Source organism: Mesorhizobium sp. USDA 4413 (assembly GCF_056280365.1).
Window position 1 is genome coordinate 1488872 of sequence record NZ_JBVPRP010000001.1, and the last position, 15550, is coordinate 1504421.

A 15550-nucleotide genomic window follows, 5' to 3' on the forward strand; every position below is an offset into this window, starting at 1 on the left:
GTCCTACTTCCCCTCGATGGGGAGGTCGGCGCGAGCGCCGGGTGGGGTGCTGCGCCTTCATTGGATTTTTTAGTCGTTCAGCAGCGCCTGCAGCGTCTCGATGCGGTCGGCTTCCGCTGCCGGCTTGTCCCAGCGCAGCCGCGAGATGCGGGGAAAGCGCATGGCCACGCCCGATTTGTGGCGCGTCGAGCGGTTGAGGCCTTCGAACGCCACCTCCAGCACCAGGCCGTTCCTGCGGTCGGCGCGCACCGAGCGCACCGGCCCGAAACGCTCGATCGTGTTGTCGCGCACATATTTGTCGATCTCTCTCAGCTCCTCGTCGGTGAAGCCGAAATAGGCCTTGCCGACCGGCACCAGCTCCTCCGATCCCTCGGGGCCGGACCAGACGCCGAATGTATAGTCGGAATAGAAGCTGGAGCGCTTGCCGTGGCCGCGCTGCGCATACATCAGCACCGCGTCGATGGTGTGCGGATCGCGCTTCCACTTGAACCAGGGCCCTTTCGGCCGGCCGGCAAGGTAGGGCGAATCCCAGCGCTTCAGCATCACCCCCTCGATGATCGGATGCGGCGGCGCCTGGCGCAGCCGCTCCAGCGTCTCCCACTCGGCGAACGCGACCAGCGGCGAGAGATCGAAGCGGCTGGGATCGAGGGTCTTGACGAAGGCTTCGAGCCGGTTGCGGCGCTCGGCGAAGGGCAGCGCGCGCAAATCCTCGCCGTCGATCTGCAGCGCGTCGTAGCAGCGCATGAACGCCGGATATTGCTGCTGGATCTTTGGCGAGACGCTCTTGCGGTTCAGGCGCTGCTGCAGGTCGGAGAAGGTTCCGGTCGCCTCGCGCGGGTCGCCGACCAAAAGCTCGCCGTCCAGCGCCGCTTCGAAATTCATAGCGGCGGCAAGGTCCGGGAAGGCTCCGGACACGTCGTCGCCGGTACGCGAATAGAGCCTGCGGACGCCGCCTTCGCACACCGCCTGCACGCGGATGCCGTCCCATTTCCACTCGGCCGCATAATCTGCCGGCTCGAGCTTTTCGAGGTCGTTGTCGTCGACCGCATTGGACAGCATCACCGGGCGGAACAGCGCGAGCGCCGCGCTCCTCGGCTTTTCCGCCCGGCCCTCCAGCCAGGCGAACAGCTCGGTGTAAGGCGGCGCCAGACCGTGCCAGAGCTCCTCGATCTCGGCGACGTCGACCGTGCCCAGGTCGGCCAGCGCCTGCTTGGCGAGCCGCGCCGACACGCCGATGCGCAAGCCGCCGGTGACCAGCTTGATGATGGCGAAGCGCGCCGAGATGCTGGCGTCGTCGAGCAGCCGCGCTAGCACCCTGGGTCCGTCGGAGCGGCTCGCCGCCTGCAGCCTGCCGACCACCTCGGCCAGCGTCGGCACATGATTGGGGATATGCCCTTGCGGTTGCGGCCAGACCAGCGACACGGTCTCGGCGAGATCGCCGACATAGTCGTAGGAATAGCCGAACAGCACCGGATCCATGCGCTCGACCACCAGCGCGCGCAACATCGCCGGCTTTACCGCGGCGATGTTGAGATCGCCGGTGATGGCTGCAAGCGCCAGCCCGCGATCGGGGTCCTCGACGCTGCGGAAATAGTCGGTGAGAAGCGTCAGCTTGCCGTTGCGCGACGGCGTCAATACCAGACGGTCGAGGAGCTCGGCGAAGCGGTTCATGCGCGACACGACAATGGCGAAGGCCGGCGCGAGGCACCCCCCTCTGGCCTGCCGGCCATCTCCCCCTCCAGGGGGGAGATCAGATGCCGCGCCGGCTTTCGCCAATCTCTAGCCTGGCCGGAGATGCGCCGGCGCTGAAACTGCCAATCTCCCCCCTTGAGGGGGAGATGTCCGGCAGGCCAGAGGGGGGCGCCGTAGAGCTCGGCGGCGGCGATTGGCGAACACTGTTCCATCAATCGCCCTCGTCCTCATACCCCACGAGATGCAGCGGCCGCGCCGCGATGCCCTCGAGCTCGCACCAGCGCACCAGCGCTTCCTCGCGGCCATGCGTGACCCAGATTTCCTCCGCGCCGGTTTCCTTTATCGTGATGATCAGCTCGTCCCAGTCGGCATGGTCGGAAATGATCAGCGGCAGCTCGACGCCGCCCTGCTTGGCGCGCTGGCGGATGCGCATCCAGCCCGAGGCGAAGCAGGAGATCGGGTCCGGGAAACGCCGCGCCCAGCGGTCGGCGAAGGCTGAGGGCGGCCCGACGACGATCGCGCCGGCGAAATCGGCCTTGCTGCCGCTTTCAACCGTCGCCGGCTCGAGCCGGCCGAGATCGATGCCCTGGCCTTGATAATATTCGCTGAGCTTCGCCAGCGCGCCGTGGATATAGATCGGCCTGTCGTAGCCGGCGTCGCGCAAAAGCCGCATCACGCGCTGCGCCTTGCCGAGCGCATAGGCGCCGATCAGATGCGAGCGCTCGGGAAACTGCGCCGCCGATTTCAGCACGCGTGCGATCTCCTCATGGTCCGGCGGATGGCGGAACACCGGCAGGCCGAAGGTCGCCTCGGTAATGAAGACGTCGCATCGGATAGGCTCGAACGGCAAGCAGGTGGCGTCCTTCTGCCGCTTGTAATCGCCGGAGGCGACGATGCGCATGCCTCCATGCTCGACGCAGATCTGCGCCGAGCCCAGCACATGGCCGGCCGGATGGAAGGTGACGGCGACACCGTTGATGTCGAGTGTTTCGCCGAGCGCGGCCGCCTGGGTCGTTCCGGCGAAATCCTCGCCATAGCGAAGACCCATTATGTCGAGTGTCTCTTGCGTGGCCAGCACCGAGCTATGGCCGGATCGCGCATGGTCGGAATGGCCATGCGTGATCAGCGCCCGCCCGACGGGCCGCACCGGATCGAGGAAGAAATCGCCGGGCGGGCAGTAGAGGCCTTCCGGGCGGGGCTTGAGCAGGTCGCTGGCGCGCATGGCTTTGAACATAGTGGCTAAATTTGCCGCGGGAAGCCTGTTGCAAGAGACTGCTGACTCGTCTTGGATCGTGATGGCGTTTCGTTGAAACGCCATCACGATCCAACTCTTGGTTGGAGCATGATCTCTCTCCGAAAACCGGTTCCCACTTTTCGGGATCATGCTATGGACCCCTTCGCCGGCCAGCTTTGCCGGCGGGACCCTTCACGCATGAAACCGCTCCAGGCCTCGTCGGGCGATTTGAATGCCGACCGCCGCGCCGATTTCGCCGAGATGCTGCTCGCCTCCGGCGAGCCCGCGCAAGCGGCCGAGCTTCTGCTCGGCGCGCTGGAACTGGCGCCGCGATGGGCCGCGGGCTGGTTTCGCCTCGGCGAGATGCAGGAGGCGGCTGGCCTTCCCGACCAGGCCGCGCAGGCCTGGGCCATGGCGCTACATCTGGAGCCTGCGGACCGCCTTGGCGCTGCGCTGAAGCTCGAGCTGATCGGCAAGGCGTCAGCCGCAGCGGCGCCGCCCAGCGCCTTTGTCGAGACCCTGTTCGACCACTACGCCGACAGTTTCGAGGACTCGCTCGTCAAAAAGCTCGGCTACGGCCTGCCGGATTTTCTTGAGCGCGCCATCGGCAAGGCACGGCCCGGCCGGTTCCGGCTGGCCCTCGATCTCGGCTGCGGCACCGGCCTGATGGGCGAAAGGCTGCGCCCTTTCGTCGACCGGCTGGAGGGCTACGACATCTCGGCCGGCATGCTGAAGAAGGCGAAAGCCAAGGGCATCTACGACCGGCTGGCCAAGGCCGACCTTCAGCATTTCACGCACACCGGCGACAGGGCCGACCTCGTGGTCGCGGCCGACGTGTTCATCTATCTGGGCGCCCTCGACCGCATCATCGGCGCGGTTGCGAACATACTCGCCGAGGACGGAATATTCGCCTTTTCGCTCGAGACGCTTGCCGGCGGCCGCGATTTCGCCCTTTTGCCGTCACGGCGCTATGCCCATTCCGAATCCTATGCGCGGCGATTGCTAGGGGCGAACGGATTTGCGGTCCTGTCGCTGCAAAGCTTGGTTATCCGGCACGACCGGGGTGATCCGGTCCAAGGCCTGGCCATTATTGCCGGCTTCGCCGCTGCAACCGCCGAGGTGATAACTCCGGCACCCGCATGAACCGGACCTTGCTGCGAAAAAGCCTGAATGGCATGGTCGGGGTGGCGCGGGGCGGATACCAAATGTTTTGCGCAATTCCGGACGGAAGCCCTTTTCTGGAATTGCCCTAGGAGGGATCCATGCGCTGGACCATGGTTGTGTTGGCGTCCTGCCTGACGGTTGCCGGCTGTGTCGGCGGCACGTCGCTGGCCGAGCGCCAGGACGAGGATGTCCAATCCTCACTGCAATATGACGATGTGCCTTGCGACCAATTGCTGGCGCAGCGCAATCAGTTGGCGCGCCAGAACGATCTGCCCGTCACCGCCAAGCCGAGCTTCTCCAATCCGGCGATGGGCTTCGGCCCGTTCATACCTGACACCCGCTCCAAGGCGCAGCGCGCCAGCAACAAGGCGAGCGGCGAGATCGATGCCATGAACCGCTCGATCGACCGCCGCGACTGCGGCAAACCGAAGAAGAAGGAGACGTTCGGGCTGCCCGGCTCGAAGCCTTCCTGAGAAGCCGGCATTCGATATTCGTTTAGCGCTCGAGCGGATCGCCGAGCGTCTGACCGCGCTTGAAAGTCCACCCGATGAATCTCTCGGACCTCGGCGACCGCATCTGCATCCTGGGACCGTCCAATAGCGGCAAGTCCTCCCTTGCCAACGCGATCGCGCGCAAGCGCGGCTTGGAAGTCGTTCACCTCGATCAGCTCTTTCACCTGCCCAATACGGATTGGCAGCAGCGTCCGAGGAACGAATTCATTGCCCTGCACGATGCAGCCATCGCCGGCGAGCGCTGGGTGATGGACGGAAACTACTCGCTTTGCATGCCGCAGCGCCTTCGGCGGGCGACAGGTCTGATCCTGCTGGATATCTCCACGCCCGCAAGTCTGTTGCGTTACTTTCGGCGAACGCTGTTCGAGACCAAGCGGCATGGCGCGTTGGAAGGCGGGCGCGACAGCGTCAAATGGGACATGATCCACCACATCGCCGTCACCACGCCGCGAAACCGCAGCAAATACCGGGCAATGTTCGAAGGGCTCGATCTGCCGAAGCTGCAGCTGTCCTCGTTGCGAGCGATCAAGCAGTGCTTCCGGGACTGGGGTTTGACCCTCGATTAATACCCCGCCTCTCTGTCGACCAGATTGTCGAGCTTTTCGCCTCGCTCGAAGGCAGCCATCTGCCGAAGCATGATCGGCACCAGATGAGCGGGGTCCGACGTCGCCGCCGCATGCGGTGTGACGAACACTTTCGGATGGCTCCACAGCGGGCTGGTCTTCGGCAGCGGCTCGACTTCGAACACGTCGAGGCTCGCCTCCTTCAGCGTGCCGTCGTCCAGCGCGCGCACGATGTCGGCGTCCTTCTGCAGGCGCCCGCGCCCGGCATTGATCAGCACGGCACCGCCAAGGCCGTTGCGGCGGCGCAGTTCCTTGAGCAGCCCGTAATTGACGATGCCTTGGGTTTGCGGCGTCAGCGGCAAGAGCACGACCAGGATGTCGGTGGCGTTGAGGAACGGGATCAGCCCTGCCTCGCCGGAATAGGTCGAAACGCCCTCCATCGGTCGGTCGCTGCGCGACCATCCGTTGACGGCAAAGCCGAGCGACAGCAACGCCGAAGCCGCGGCGCGGCCGAGGCTGCCAAGCCCCATGATGCCGACCGAGATGTCTCCCGCCACTCTTTGCGGCGGCTCGTGCCAGATCTTCTTCTGCTGCTGGACCCGGTATAGCGAGGCCTGGCGATGGTGGTCGAGCACGCGCCACACGACATATTCAACCATGTGCTGGGTGAGATTGTCGGCGACGATCTTGACGATCGGCACGTCGGGCAGGCCGGGATCGGCAAAGATATGGTCGACGCCTGCGCCGATCGAGAATATGGCGCGCAGATTGGGCAGCGACTTGAGAAGGTTGGGCTTCTGCTTCCACACCACCGCATAGGTGATCGACGGATCGTCGGCGCCGTTCGGCTCCAGCACGATTTCACGCTCGGCCGAAAGCAACTCATGCCAGCGCTGCGGGTGGATGCCCGTGAGGGCAAGCAGGATTTTGCCTTTTTCCATTCTCGGATTTGTCTTCCCTGTTGTGGCCGGTCGGCTATTCGCTGACCACGCCGGTCGGTGCCGTCTCGATCTTGAAGGCCGCCGCCATCAGCGCCCGCGTATAGTCGGTTTGCGGGCTGCTGAAAATCTGTTCGGAAGGTCCCGCCTCGACGATCTGGCCATTGCGCATGACGATGACGTCATTGGCAAGGGCACGCACCACCTTGAGGTCGTGGCTGATGAAGAGATAAGCGAGATTGTGCTTGGCCTGCAGGCCGCGCAGAAGGTCGACCACTTGCGCCTGCACGCTCATGTCGAGCGCCGAGGTCGGCTCGTCGAGCATGACGAAGCGCGGGTTGAGCACCATGGCGCGGGCGATGGCGATGCGCTGGCGCTGGCCCCCGGAAAACTCGTGCGGGTAGCGGTGGCGCGTTTCGGGATCGAGGCCGACCTCCTTCAGCACGGCGACGACCTTGTCGTCGCGCTGGTCGGCCGAGAGCTTCGGCTCGTGGATCTTCAGCCCTTCCTCGATGATCTCGGAGACCGACAGGCGCGGGCTGAGCGAGCCGAACGGATCCTGGAAGACGATCTGCAATTCGCGCCGCAGCGGCCGCATGGCGCTGAAGGAGAGGTGGTTGATGTCGCGTCCGTTGAAATTGATCGTGCCCGTCGAGGAGATCATCCGCGCGAGCGCCAGCCCGAGCGTCGTCTTGCCCGAGCCGGATTCGCCGACCACGCCCAGCGTCTGTCCGGCCCGCACCGTGACGTCGATGCCATCCACGGCCTTCACATGATCGACGGTCTTGCGGAAGAAGCCCTTCTTGATGGGGAACCAGACCTTGATGTCCTTGCCCCTCATGACGGATTTGGCGCCTGGGTCGGCCGCGGGCGGCTTGCCCTTCGGCTCGGCTGCCAGCAGATGCTTGGTGTAGTCGTGCCGCGGGTTGGCGAAGATTTCCCTGGTCGGGCCCGTCTCGACGATCTTGCCCTTGGTCATCACGCAGACGCGGTCGGCGATCCTGCGCACGATGCCGAGATCGTGCGTGATGAACAGGAGCGACATGCCCTTGCGGGCTTTGAGCTTCGCCAGCAGTTCGAGGATCTGCGCCTGCACGGTGACGTCGAGCGCCGTCGTCGGCTCGTCGGCGATCAGAAGCTCCGGCTCGTTGGCCAAGGCCATGGCGATCATCACGCGCTGGCGCTGGCCGCCGGAGAGCTGGTGCGGATAGGCGTCGAGACGCTTCTGCGGATCGCGGATGCCGACCTCGGTGAGCAGCTCCAGCGTGCGCGCGCGGGCGGCTTGATCCCGCATGCCCTGATGCAGTTGCAGCACTTCGACGATCTGCTGTTCAATCGTGTGCAGCGGGTTGAGCGAGGTCATGGGCTCCTGGAAGATCATGGTGATCTTGTTGCCGCGCACACCGCGCAATGCCTTCTCGTCCATGGCGAGCAGATCGTCGCCGCCGAACAGGATCTTGCCCGAGGGATGGCTGGCGGCGGGATAGGGCAGAAGCTTCAGCACCGACAGCGCCGACACCGATTTGCCCGAGCCGGATTCGCCGACCAGGGCAACCGTCTCGCCCTTGGCGATGTCGAATGAGACATGGTCGACGGCGATCGACCGGTTGCCGCCCTGCGCGAAGGCGACGCTCAGATCTTGGACGGACAGCAGGGCTTCGCTCATTTGAACGTCTTGCGCGGATCGAAGGCGTCGCGTGTCGCCTCGCCGATGAAGACCAGCAGGGACAGCATCACTGAGATGACGATGAAGCCGGAAATGCCGAGCCAGGGGGCGTTGAGGTTGCGCTGGGCCTGTTTCAGCAGCTCGCCGAGCGAAGCCGAGCCGGGCGGCAGGCCGAAGCCGAGATAGTCGAGCGAGGTCAACGTCGAGATCGAGCCAGAGAGCAGGAAGGGCAGGAAGGTCAGCGTCGCCACCATGGCGTTGGGCAGCAGATGCCGGAACATGATGGTGAGGTTGGGTACGCCGAGCGCCCGCGCCGCGTTGACATATTCGAAGTTGCGGGCGCGCAGGAACTCGGCCCGCACCACGCCGACCAGCGCCACCCATGAGAACAGCAGCATCAGGCCAAGCAGGATGAAAAAGCCGGGCGGCAGGATGGCCGAGACGATGAGCAGGAGGTAGAGCACCGGGATCGCCGACCAGATTTCGATGAAACGCTGGAAGAGAAGGTCGGTCCAGCCGCCGAAATAGCCTTGCACCGCGCCGGCCGCGACGCCGATCAGCGACGAGCCGAGCGTCAGGATCAGGCCGAACAGAACCGAGATGCGGAAGCCGTAGAGCACGCGCGCCAGCACGTCGCGGGCCTGGTCGTCCGTGCCCAGCCAGTTCCAGTTGCCGATGGTGCAGTTCTCGTCGGCCTCCCCCTTCGGGTACTGACTGCAACGTTTGCTTTTATCGTAAAGCCAGGATGGTTTCGCCGGCGCCGGTTCCGGAATGGCGTTGTTGACCGTCTGATAGGAGTAGCGGACCGGCGGCCAGATCATCCAGCCATTGGAATTGATCTCGTCCTGGATCACCGGATCGCGATAATCGGTGACCGCGTAGAAACCGCCGAACTTCTCCTCCGGATAGGCGACCAGGACCGGAAACAGGATCTCGCCTTTGTAGGAGGCGATGATCGGCTTGTCGTTGGCGATCAGCTCGGAAAACAGCGACAGCACGAACAGGAACAGGAAGATCCACAGCGACCAGTAGCCCCGCCGGTTGGCCTTGAAATTCTGCAACCGCCTCTGGTTGAGCGGCGACAGAAATGGCCTGCGGGGCCGCGCCGGCGCGGTTTCGATCGCGGCCTCGGCCATCAGATGTCTCTCCGCTCGAAGTCGATGCGCGGATCGACCCAGGTGTAGATCAGGTCGGACAGAAGGCCGACGAACAGGCCGAGCAGCGAGAAGATGTAGAGGGTGGCGAACACCACCGGATAGTCGCGGTCGATCACCGACTTGAAGCCGAGCAGGCCGAGCCCGTCGAGCGAGAAGATGTTCTCGATCAGCAGCGAGCCGGTGAAGAAGGCCGAGATGAAGGCGCCGGGAAAGCCGGCGATCACGATCAGCATGGCGTTGCGGAAGACGTGGCCGTAGAGCACCTTGCGCTCTGACAGGCCCTTGGCGCGCGCCGTCACGACATATTGCTTACGGATTTCCTCAAGGAAGGAGTTCTTGGTGAGCAGGGTGGTCGTCGCGAAAGCCGAGAGCACGAGCGCCGTCAGCGGCAGCGTCATGTGCCAGAAATAGTCGGCGATCTTGGCGGGCCACGACAGCTGAGCCCAATTGTCCGACACGATGCCGCGCAGCGGAAACCAGTCCCAGAACGAGCCGCCGGCGAACAGCACCATGAGCATGATGCCGAACAGGAAGCCGGGAATGGCATAGCCGACGATGACGACGCCGCTTGTCCATACGTCGAAGGTCGAGCCGTCCTTCACCGCCTTGCGGATGCCGAGCGGGATCGAGATCAGGTAGGATAAAAGCGTGATCCACAGGCCGATGGAGATGGAGACGGGCATCTTCTCCAGGATCAGGTTCAGCACCGAGATATCGCGGAAATAGCTGTCGCCGAAATCGAAGCGGATATAGTTCCACAGCATCATGCCGAAGCGCTCGAGCGGCGGCTTGTCGAAGCCGAACTGCTTTTCCAGCTTTTTGATGAATTCCGGATCGAGCCCCTGTGCGCCGCGATATTTCGAGCCGACATCGCCGGCAACGTCGAAATTGCCGCCGCCACCGGCATCACCGCCACCGCTGCCGAGGCGATCGTTGCCGCCCTGGTTGGTCAGCCGGGCGATCACCTGCTCGACCGGCCCGCCCGGCGCGAACTGGATGACCGCGAAGGAGATGGCCATGATGCCGAACAGCGTCGGGATCATGAGGAGAATGCGGCGCAGGATATAGGCGCCCATCAGGCGACGGGCCCCGCGCGAACAGTGATGTCAGGCTTTGCCAATCTTTGCCGCCTTGCCCTTGTCGACCCACCACAGCGCTTCGACCGGAAAGCCGAAATCGGGTTTCTGCTCGGGGAAGCCGAACATGTCCCAATAGGCGCTTCGGTGATTCGCCAGATACCAACTTGGAATCCAATCGCGCCGCGCGCGCAAGGCCCGGTCCAACGCGCGCATGGCAGTGGTCAGGCTTTCGCGATCCTTGGCGGCGCCCACGGCATCGATCAGCGCATCGATCGCCGGGCTTGCAACCCCCGACAGGTTGCGTGAGCCCGATACGGCGGCGCTGCGCGAGTGGAAGAACATTTCCAAATCGTCACGGGTCGGCGTGGCGCTGAAATTGAATGCGGCCGAGAGCAGGTCGAAATCGAATGTCGATTGCCTGAGCTGATACTGCGCTGAATCCACCAGGCGGATCGAGGCATCGATGCCGATGGCCTTCATGTTGGCAACCCACGGCGAATAGACCTGCACGAAGGTCTCGTCGTCGACCAGGAACTCGGCGGAGAGCCGCCCGCCCTTGTCGTTGAGCACGAAATCGCCGGAGCGTTTCCAGCCGGCCTCAGCGAGCAGCTTCAATGCCGCGCTCAGTTGCTTGCGGTCCCGCCCGGACCCATCCGACGGCGGTTGCTTCACCGCTTCGCCGAAAGTTTCCGGCGGCAGCTGGTCGCGCAGCGGTTCCAGCAGCGCCAGCTCCTGCGCCGTCGGCATGCCCGATGCCCGGAAGTCGGATTTCTCGAAGCAGGATTGCGAGCGCTCGTAGGAACCATAGAAGAAGTTGCGCCGTGTCCATTCGAAATCGAAGCAGAGCGCGATCGCCTGCCGCACGCGCGGGTCCTTGAATTGCTCACGCCGCTGGTTGACGGCGGTGGCCTGCATGGAAGGCGTTGTTTCGGCCGGGAACTCATGCTTGATCACCTTGCCGGCAGTGAAGGCCGGAAAGTCGTAAGCCGTCGCCCAGACGCGCGAGGTGAACTCCTCGCGGTAAAGGATTTCGCCCTTCTTGAAGGCCTCGAACCCGGCCGTCCGGTCCTGGTAGAATTCGATGCGGATACGCCCGAAATTGTTCTGGCCGCGATTGACCGGCAGGTCGTTGCCCCAATAGTCGGCCACGCGCTCATATTCGATCCAGGCGCCGGCCGACCAGCGCCCGACCTTGTAGGCGCTGGAGCCGACCGGCGGATTGAGCTGCGAGGAATCGAACGGGTTGGCCGTAAAGAAGGCCTTCGAAAGGATCGGGAATCCGACCACGTTGAGGATGGTGCGGGCCGACTGCTTGCCGGAGAATTTGAGCTCGACCGTATGGGTGTCCTTAGCCACCGCGTCATCCAGATGCGTCAGTGACAGAGCGTAATCCGGGTGCCCCTTGTCTTTCAGCAGCTTGAAGGTGAAGGCGACATCGTCGGCGGTGAGCGGCGTACCATCATGGAAACGGGCCTGCGGACGCAGCGAGAAGGTGAAGACGTTGCGGTCGTCCGAGATCGTGACACCGTCGGCGATCAATCCATAGACCGCGTCCGGCTCGTCCAGCGCCCGCACCATCAGGGAATCGAAGCACATTTCCATGCGCTGCGGGGAATCGCCCTTGGGGACGAAGGAATTCAGCGTGTTGAAGGTCTGCGGGCTCTGGTTGGCGCCCCAATTGGGCGGCGAGAAGTTGAAGGTGCCGCCTTGCGGCGCGTCGACATCTACATAGTCGAAATGCGTGAAGTCGGGCTTGTATTTCAGGTCGCCGAAGGCCGACAGGCCGTGCAGCTTGACGCCGGTCGGGGTGTCGGCAAAGGCCCGGCCGGGCAGCAGCGCCGCGGCAGTGGCTGCGGCGCCGAGCGCGAGGAAGTCGCGGCGAGGAAGCGAAGTCCGCCGCACCATCAATTGAGGCCCTTGTATTTGGCGGCCAGCGCCTTTTCTTTCACGGGGTCGATCCACCATGAATCGAGATCAACACCGATATAACTGGGTTGTTTTTCGGGGAAGCCGAACATATTCCAATACGCGGCGCGCACTTTTCCCAAATGCCACTGCGGCACCATATAATAGTTCCAGAGCAGCACTCGATCGAGGGCATGCGCCGCGGCAACAAGATCATCTCGATCGGTTGCCAAGATGACACGGTCGACCAGTGCGTCGACCACCGGGTTCTTGATGCCTGCAAGGTTGCGTGACCCTGGGGTGTCTGCGGCCTTCGAGCTCCAGAAGTCCCGCTGCTCATTACCAGGCGAGTTCGACTGCTGGAAGCTTGCCAACGCTAGCACGTCGAAATCAAAGGCGCGGGTGCGATTTGTGTATTGGCTGTCATCGACGATCCGGAGGGTGGCGTCGATACCCAAACGTCGAAGGTTGTCCATGAAGGGAGCAGCTACGCGCTCGTCGACAGGATCGTTGCCAAGAAACTCGATCTTGAATTGGCTGCCCGTCTGCGCATTGATCAACTTGCCTCCTTTGTTGATCCACCCTGCCTGCTTCAGGAGATCATAGGCTTTCCGCAAATTCTCACGCGCCGATTGCGGCGTGTCGTAGATCGGCAATTTGAACTCAGTGGTGAACAGCTCAGAGGGCAGTTTGTCCCGGTATTGCTGTAATATCTCCAGTTCTTTGCCTTGCGGCAACCCACGCGAAGCCAGGTCGCCGCCTTGGAAATAGCTATCGGTGCGCGTATAGGAACCAAAAAAGATCGTGCGATTCATGCTCTCGAAATCGTACGCGTAGGTCAAAGCTTGACGCACCCGCACGTCTTGAAAAAGCGGCCGTCTCGTATTCATGACATAAGCCTGCATCGGCTGTGGAGAGGTAAGAGGGAACTCCTTCTTGATGACATCCGCCGCTTTGACGGCCGGGAATGTGTACTCGACTGCCCAGCGCTGGGCACGTGACTCTACGCGAAAGTCCTCAAAGCCGCCCTTGGTGAACGCTTGCCACGAGGCGTTGTCATCAAGGAAGTAGCTGAAACGCTGGGTGCCGAAATTCTCCCGGCCGATCTTCACCGGCAGCTTGGCCGCCCAATAGTCGGGCACGCGCTGCCAGACGATCTCCGAGCCGGGCTTGAAGCTCGCAATCTTATAGGCGGCGGAGCCCAGCGGCGGCTCCAGCGTAGGCCGGGTGATGTCGCGCTTCTTGCCGCTGGCGTCGGTGCCCTCCCACCAGTGCTTCGGGAGGACGACGAGATCGCCGAGGATTTTCGGCAGTTCCCGATTGCCCTTCTGGTTGAAATGGAACTCGACCTCGCGGTCCGAGATCGCGACGGCGTCGGTCACGGTCTCGAAATAACGGTTGTACATCGGGCTGTTCGCTTTGAGGACTTGGAACGACCAGACCACGTCGTCGGCGGTGATCGGCTGGCCGTCTTGCCACTTGGCGCGCGGATCGAGCCGGTAGGTCGCCGAGGAATAATCGGACGGATATTTGTAGGCTTCGGCGACCAGGGGGTGGCTGACGCTGCCTTCGTCCGTCGCCTGTTCCATCAGCGTGTCGTAAAGCAGCCCGCCGCCGAACTGCGCAAAGCCGGCGGCTGCGGAACCTTGCACGATGTAAGGATTAAAGCTGTCGAAAGTACCGATAACCACCCGGTTCAGCGTTCCGCCCTTTGGCGCATCCGGATTGACGTAGTCGTAATGCTGGAAATTCTCGCCGTATTTTGAAGGCCCGATAAGCGAGGAGGTCGTGTGCCATTCGTCGGCGAAGCTCGCCTGCAGACTCGCTGCGAAAGCAGCCGCCAGCATCGATGCGAAAAATGTCCGGGAGCGGCCGACCGTCATGCGTTCTCCTCGTCTCGAACAGTACCCACCGGCAATCTAGAACATTTGACGCCGGTGAAAACCGCAAGCGGCGGCTTTTGTCGCCGCACATGCAGCTTTCCTAACAGAAAAGCCGGGACGAACCCGGCTTTTCCAAGGAAGTCTCTGCGACAAATTGTTTATTGAGCGGGCGCTGGCGCAGCCGGCTTGGCCGGAGCGGCGCCTTCGGCCGGCTTGGCGGGTGCAGCACCCTCCACGGGCTTGGCGCCTTCAGCCGGCTTGGCCTCGGCCGAGGCGCCCGGCTGCGGCAGCGGCTTCGGATTGTCCGACAGCGTGCGCAGATAGGCGATCACATTGGCGCGGTCTTCTTCCTTCGGCAGGCCGGCAAAGCCCATCGCTGTGCCCTTCACGAACTTCTTCGGCGAGGTGATGAAGTGGTTGAGGTTCTCGTAGGTCCAATGCTCCTGGCCGCCCTTGGAGAAATCCTTCATGCCGGCCGAATAGGCAAAGCCCTCATGCTCGGCGACAGGACGGTCGACGATGTCCCAGAGGTCCGGACCGACCTTGTTCGGACCGCCTTTTTCGCCGGAATGGCAGGCCTGGCACTTCTTGAAGATGGCGGCGCCCGCCTCGGCATTGGCGGTGGCAAGCAGGTCCGCGATCGGCTTTTCCGCCGCGGCAGGCGCAGCCGGGCCGCCCTCGGTCGGCTCCTGGGCTTCGATGGCGAAGCCGGGCTTTTCGGGCGCCGGCGAGGCGAACAGCCCGTCCGAGACGAGGCCTATTGAAAAGACGATGAAGCAGGTTCCCAGAAATCCGCCGAGCAGCTTGTTGACTTCGTTGGAATCCATACGCCCCTTGCTCCCTTTTCCGGCGGACCGTCCCGTCCACTCCGTCCGTCGGTATCGCGAACTGCCCTGAAAGGCCATTCAAATCGCGCGGAAACTAGGTCTTTTGCTCTGGCGTTGCAACACCTATAAGGGCGCTTCCAGTGAGACCTTTTGCCACTTTTCCATCCGCGTTTTTCGACCACCCAAAAATCCGATGTCGACCTTGATCCTGATCCCCGCCCGCATGGCCTCGACGCGCCTGCCGGGCAAGCCGCTGGCCGACATTGCGGGCGCTCCGATGATCGTCCATGTCGCCCGCCGCGCCGCCGAGGCCGGGCTTGGCCGCGTTGTGGTGGCGACAGACACGCAAGCCGTCGCGCAAGCCGTGCAAGCGCATGGTTTCGAGGCGGTCATGACCCGCACGGATCACGAATCGGGTTCCGACCGCATTTTCGAGGCGCTGACGGCGCTCGACCCCGAAAAACGGGTGGAAACGATCGTCAACGTCCAGGGCGACCTGCCGACCATCGACCCCGAGATCATCGGCGCCTCGCTGCGGCCTTTCGAGGACAAGTCGGTCGATATCGCCACGCTCGGCGTCGAGATCGTGCGCGACGAGGAGAAGACCAATCCGAATGTGGTCAAGATCGTCGGCTCGCCGCTTTCCGCCACACGGCTGAAAGCGCTCTATTTCACCCGTGCCACCGCGCCCTGGGGCGAGGGGCCGCTCTACCACCACATCGGCCTCTATGCCTATCGCCGTGCGGCGTTGGAGCGTTTCGTAGCCCTCAAGCCGTCGCCGCTGGAGCGGCGCGAGCGGCTGGAGCAGCTGCGCGCGCTGGAAGCCGGCATGCGCATCGACGCCGAGATCGTCCAATCGCTGCCGCTCGGCGTCGACACGCCGCACGATCTCGAACGCGCCAGGCAAATCCTTTCGAAATGAGACATGTG

Annotated in this window: 13 protein-coding genes; 4 read left to right on the forward strand and 9 right to left on the reverse strand. The window is 63.4% G+C overall.

Going from position 1 to position 15550, the window contains the following annotated elements; translation table 11 throughout:
• Nucleotides 1-69 precede the first annotated feature (69 nt).
• Both ACVMIM_RS07375 and ACVMIM_RS07380 read right to left on the reverse strand, forming a co-directional pair.
• Nucleotides 70-1671, reverse strand: coding sequence for a cisplatin damage response ATP-dependent DNA ligase (locus ACVMIM_RS07375; RefSeq protein WP_476111402.1), 1602 nt, complete (start codon nucleotides 1669-1671; stop codon nucleotides 70-72).
• Nucleotides 1672-1903: 232 nt separating this feature from the next.
• A complete protein-coding gene (locus tag ACVMIM_RS07380; protein ID WP_476111403.1) occupies nucleotides 1904-2914 on the reverse strand; it encodes a ligase-associated DNA damage response exonuclease in 1011 nt (336 codons plus the stop codon).
• A gap of 210 nt (nucleotides 2915-3124) precedes the next feature.
• Between ACVMIM_RS07380 and ACVMIM_RS07385 the strand changes: the two genes are divergently transcribed.
• The 3 genes from ACVMIM_RS07385 (at nucleotide 3125) to ACVMIM_RS07395 (ending at nucleotide 5168) form a co-directional block, all read left to right on the forward strand.
• Nucleotides 3125-4069 (forward strand): methyltransferase domain-containing protein, encoded by a 945-nt coding sequence (locus ACVMIM_RS07385; RefSeq protein ID WP_476111404.1) that lies wholly within the window; start codon nucleotides 3125-3127, stop codon nucleotides 4067-4069.
• 119 nt (nucleotides 4070-4188) lie between these two features.
• A complete protein-coding gene (locus ACVMIM_RS07390) occupies nucleotides 4189-4563 on the forward strand; it encodes a hypothetical protein (RefSeq protein WP_476111405.1) in 375 nt (124 codons plus the stop codon).
• 74 nt (nucleotides 4564-4637) lie between these two features.
• A complete protein-coding gene (locus ACVMIM_RS07395) occupies nucleotides 4638-5168 on the forward strand; it encodes a P-loop NTPase family protein (protein ID WP_476111406.1) in 531 nt (176 codons plus the stop codon).
• Here the strand turns inward: ACVMIM_RS07395 and ACVMIM_RS07400 are convergent.
• The 7 genes from ACVMIM_RS07400 to ACVMIM_RS07430 form a co-directional block, all read right to left on the reverse strand.
• Entirely contained in the window at nucleotides 5165-6106 is a 942-nt protein-coding gene (locus tag ACVMIM_RS07400) for a 2-hydroxyacid dehydrogenase (protein WP_476111407.1), read from the reverse strand. The two genes, ACVMIM_RS07395 and ACVMIM_RS07400, sit on opposite strands and share 4 nt — an antisense overlap.
• 34 nt (nucleotides 6107-6140) lie before the next feature.
• Nucleotides 6141-7769 (reverse strand): ABC transporter ATP-binding protein, encoded by a 1629-nt coding sequence (locus ACVMIM_RS07405; protein WP_476111408.1) that lies wholly within the window; start codon nucleotides 7767-7769, stop codon nucleotides 6141-6143.
• Entirely contained in the window at nucleotides 7766-8905 is a 1140-nt protein-coding gene (locus tag ACVMIM_RS07410) for an ABC transporter permease (RefSeq protein ID WP_476111409.1), read from the reverse strand. Before ACVMIM_RS07410 ends, ACVMIM_RS07405 begins: the two co-directional genes overlap by 4 nt.
• Nucleotides 8905-10002 (reverse strand): microcin C ABC transporter permease YejB, encoded by a 1098-nt coding sequence (locus ACVMIM_RS07415; RefSeq protein WP_040993947.1) that lies wholly within the window; start codon nucleotides 10000-10002, stop codon nucleotides 8905-8907. Before ACVMIM_RS07415 ends, ACVMIM_RS07410 begins: the two co-directional genes overlap by 1 nt.
• 30 nt (nucleotides 10003-10032) lie before the next feature.
• Nucleotides 10033-11910: an extracellular solute-binding protein gene (locus ACVMIM_RS07420; protein ID WP_476111410.1), complete on the reverse strand. Its 1878-nt coding sequence runs from the start codon at nucleotides 11908-11910 to the stop codon at nucleotides 10033-10035.
• Entirely contained in the window at nucleotides 11910-13793 is a 1884-nt protein-coding gene (locus ACVMIM_RS07425) for an extracellular solute-binding protein (protein ID WP_476111411.1), read from the reverse strand. Before ACVMIM_RS07425 ends, ACVMIM_RS07420 begins: the two co-directional genes overlap by 1 nt.
• Nucleotides 13794-13951: 158 nt before the next feature.
• Nucleotides 13952-14620, reverse strand: a complete 669-nt coding sequence (locus tag ACVMIM_RS07430) for a c-type cytochrome (protein WP_476111412.1) — start codon at nucleotides 14618-14620, stop codon at nucleotides 13952-13954.
• A gap of 193 nt (nucleotides 14621-14813) precedes the next feature.
• Here ACVMIM_RS07430 and ACVMIM_RS07435 point away from each other — a divergent pair, with 193 nt between their 5' ends.
• Entirely contained in the window at nucleotides 14814-15542 is a 729-nt protein-coding gene (locus ACVMIM_RS07435; protein WP_476111413.1) for a 3-deoxy-manno-octulosonate cytidylyltransferase, read from the forward strand.
• The last annotated feature ends 8 nt before the right edge of the window (nucleotides 15543-15550 follow it).

Bases quoted from the DNA above. Each gene is read 5' to 3' on its own strand.
- ACVMIM_RS07375 (WP_476111402.1), bottom strand. From the start codon at position 1,671: ATGAACCGCTTCGCCGAGCTCCTCGACCGTCTGGTATTGACGCCGTCG.
- ACVMIM_RS07380 (WP_476111403.1), bottom strand. From the start codon at position 2,914: ATGCGCGCCAGCGACCTGCTCAAGCCCCGCCCGGAAGGCCTCTACTGC.
- ACVMIM_RS07385 (WP_476111404.1), top strand. From the start codon at position 3,125: ATGAAACCGCTCCAGGCCTCGTCGGGCGATTTGAATGCCGACCGCCGC.
- ACVMIM_RS07390 (WP_476111405.1), top strand. From the start codon at position 4,189: ATGCGCTGGACCATGGTTGTGTTGGCGTCCTGCCTGACGGTTGCCGGC.
- ACVMIM_RS07395 (WP_476111406.1), top strand. From the start codon at position 4,638: ATGAATCTCTCGGACCTCGGCGACCGCATCTGCATCCTGGGACCGTCC.
- ACVMIM_RS07400 (WP_476111407.1), bottom strand. From the start codon at position 6,106: ATGGAAAAAGGCAAAATCCTGCTTGCCCTCACGGGCATCCACCCGCAG.
- ACVMIM_RS07405 (WP_476111408.1), bottom strand. From the start codon at position 7,769: ATGAGCGAAGCCCTGCTGTCCGTCCAAGATCTGAGCGTCGCCTTCGCG.
- ACVMIM_RS07410 (WP_476111409.1), bottom strand. From the start codon at position 8,905: ATGGCCGAGGCCGCGATCGAAACCGCGCCGGCGCGGCCCCGCAGGCCA.
- ACVMIM_RS07415 (WP_040993947.1), bottom strand. From the start codon at position 10,002: ATGGGCGCCTATATCCTGCGCCGCATTCTCCTCATGATCCCGACGCTG.
- ACVMIM_RS07420 (WP_476111410.1), bottom strand. From the start codon at position 11,910: ATGGTGCGGCGGACTTCGCTTCCTCGCCGCGACTTCCTCGCGCTCGGC.
- ACVMIM_RS07425 (WP_476111411.1), bottom strand. From the start codon at position 13,793: ATGACGGTCGGCCGCTCCCGGACATTTTTCGCATCGATGCTGGCGGCT.
- ACVMIM_RS07430 (WP_476111412.1), bottom strand. From the start codon at position 14,620: ATGGATTCCAACGAAGTCAACAAGCTGCTCGGCGGATTTCTGGGAACC.
- ACVMIM_RS07435 (WP_476111413.1), top strand. From the start codon at position 14,814: ATGTCGACCTTGATCCTGATCCCCGCCCGCATGGCCTCGACGCGCCTG.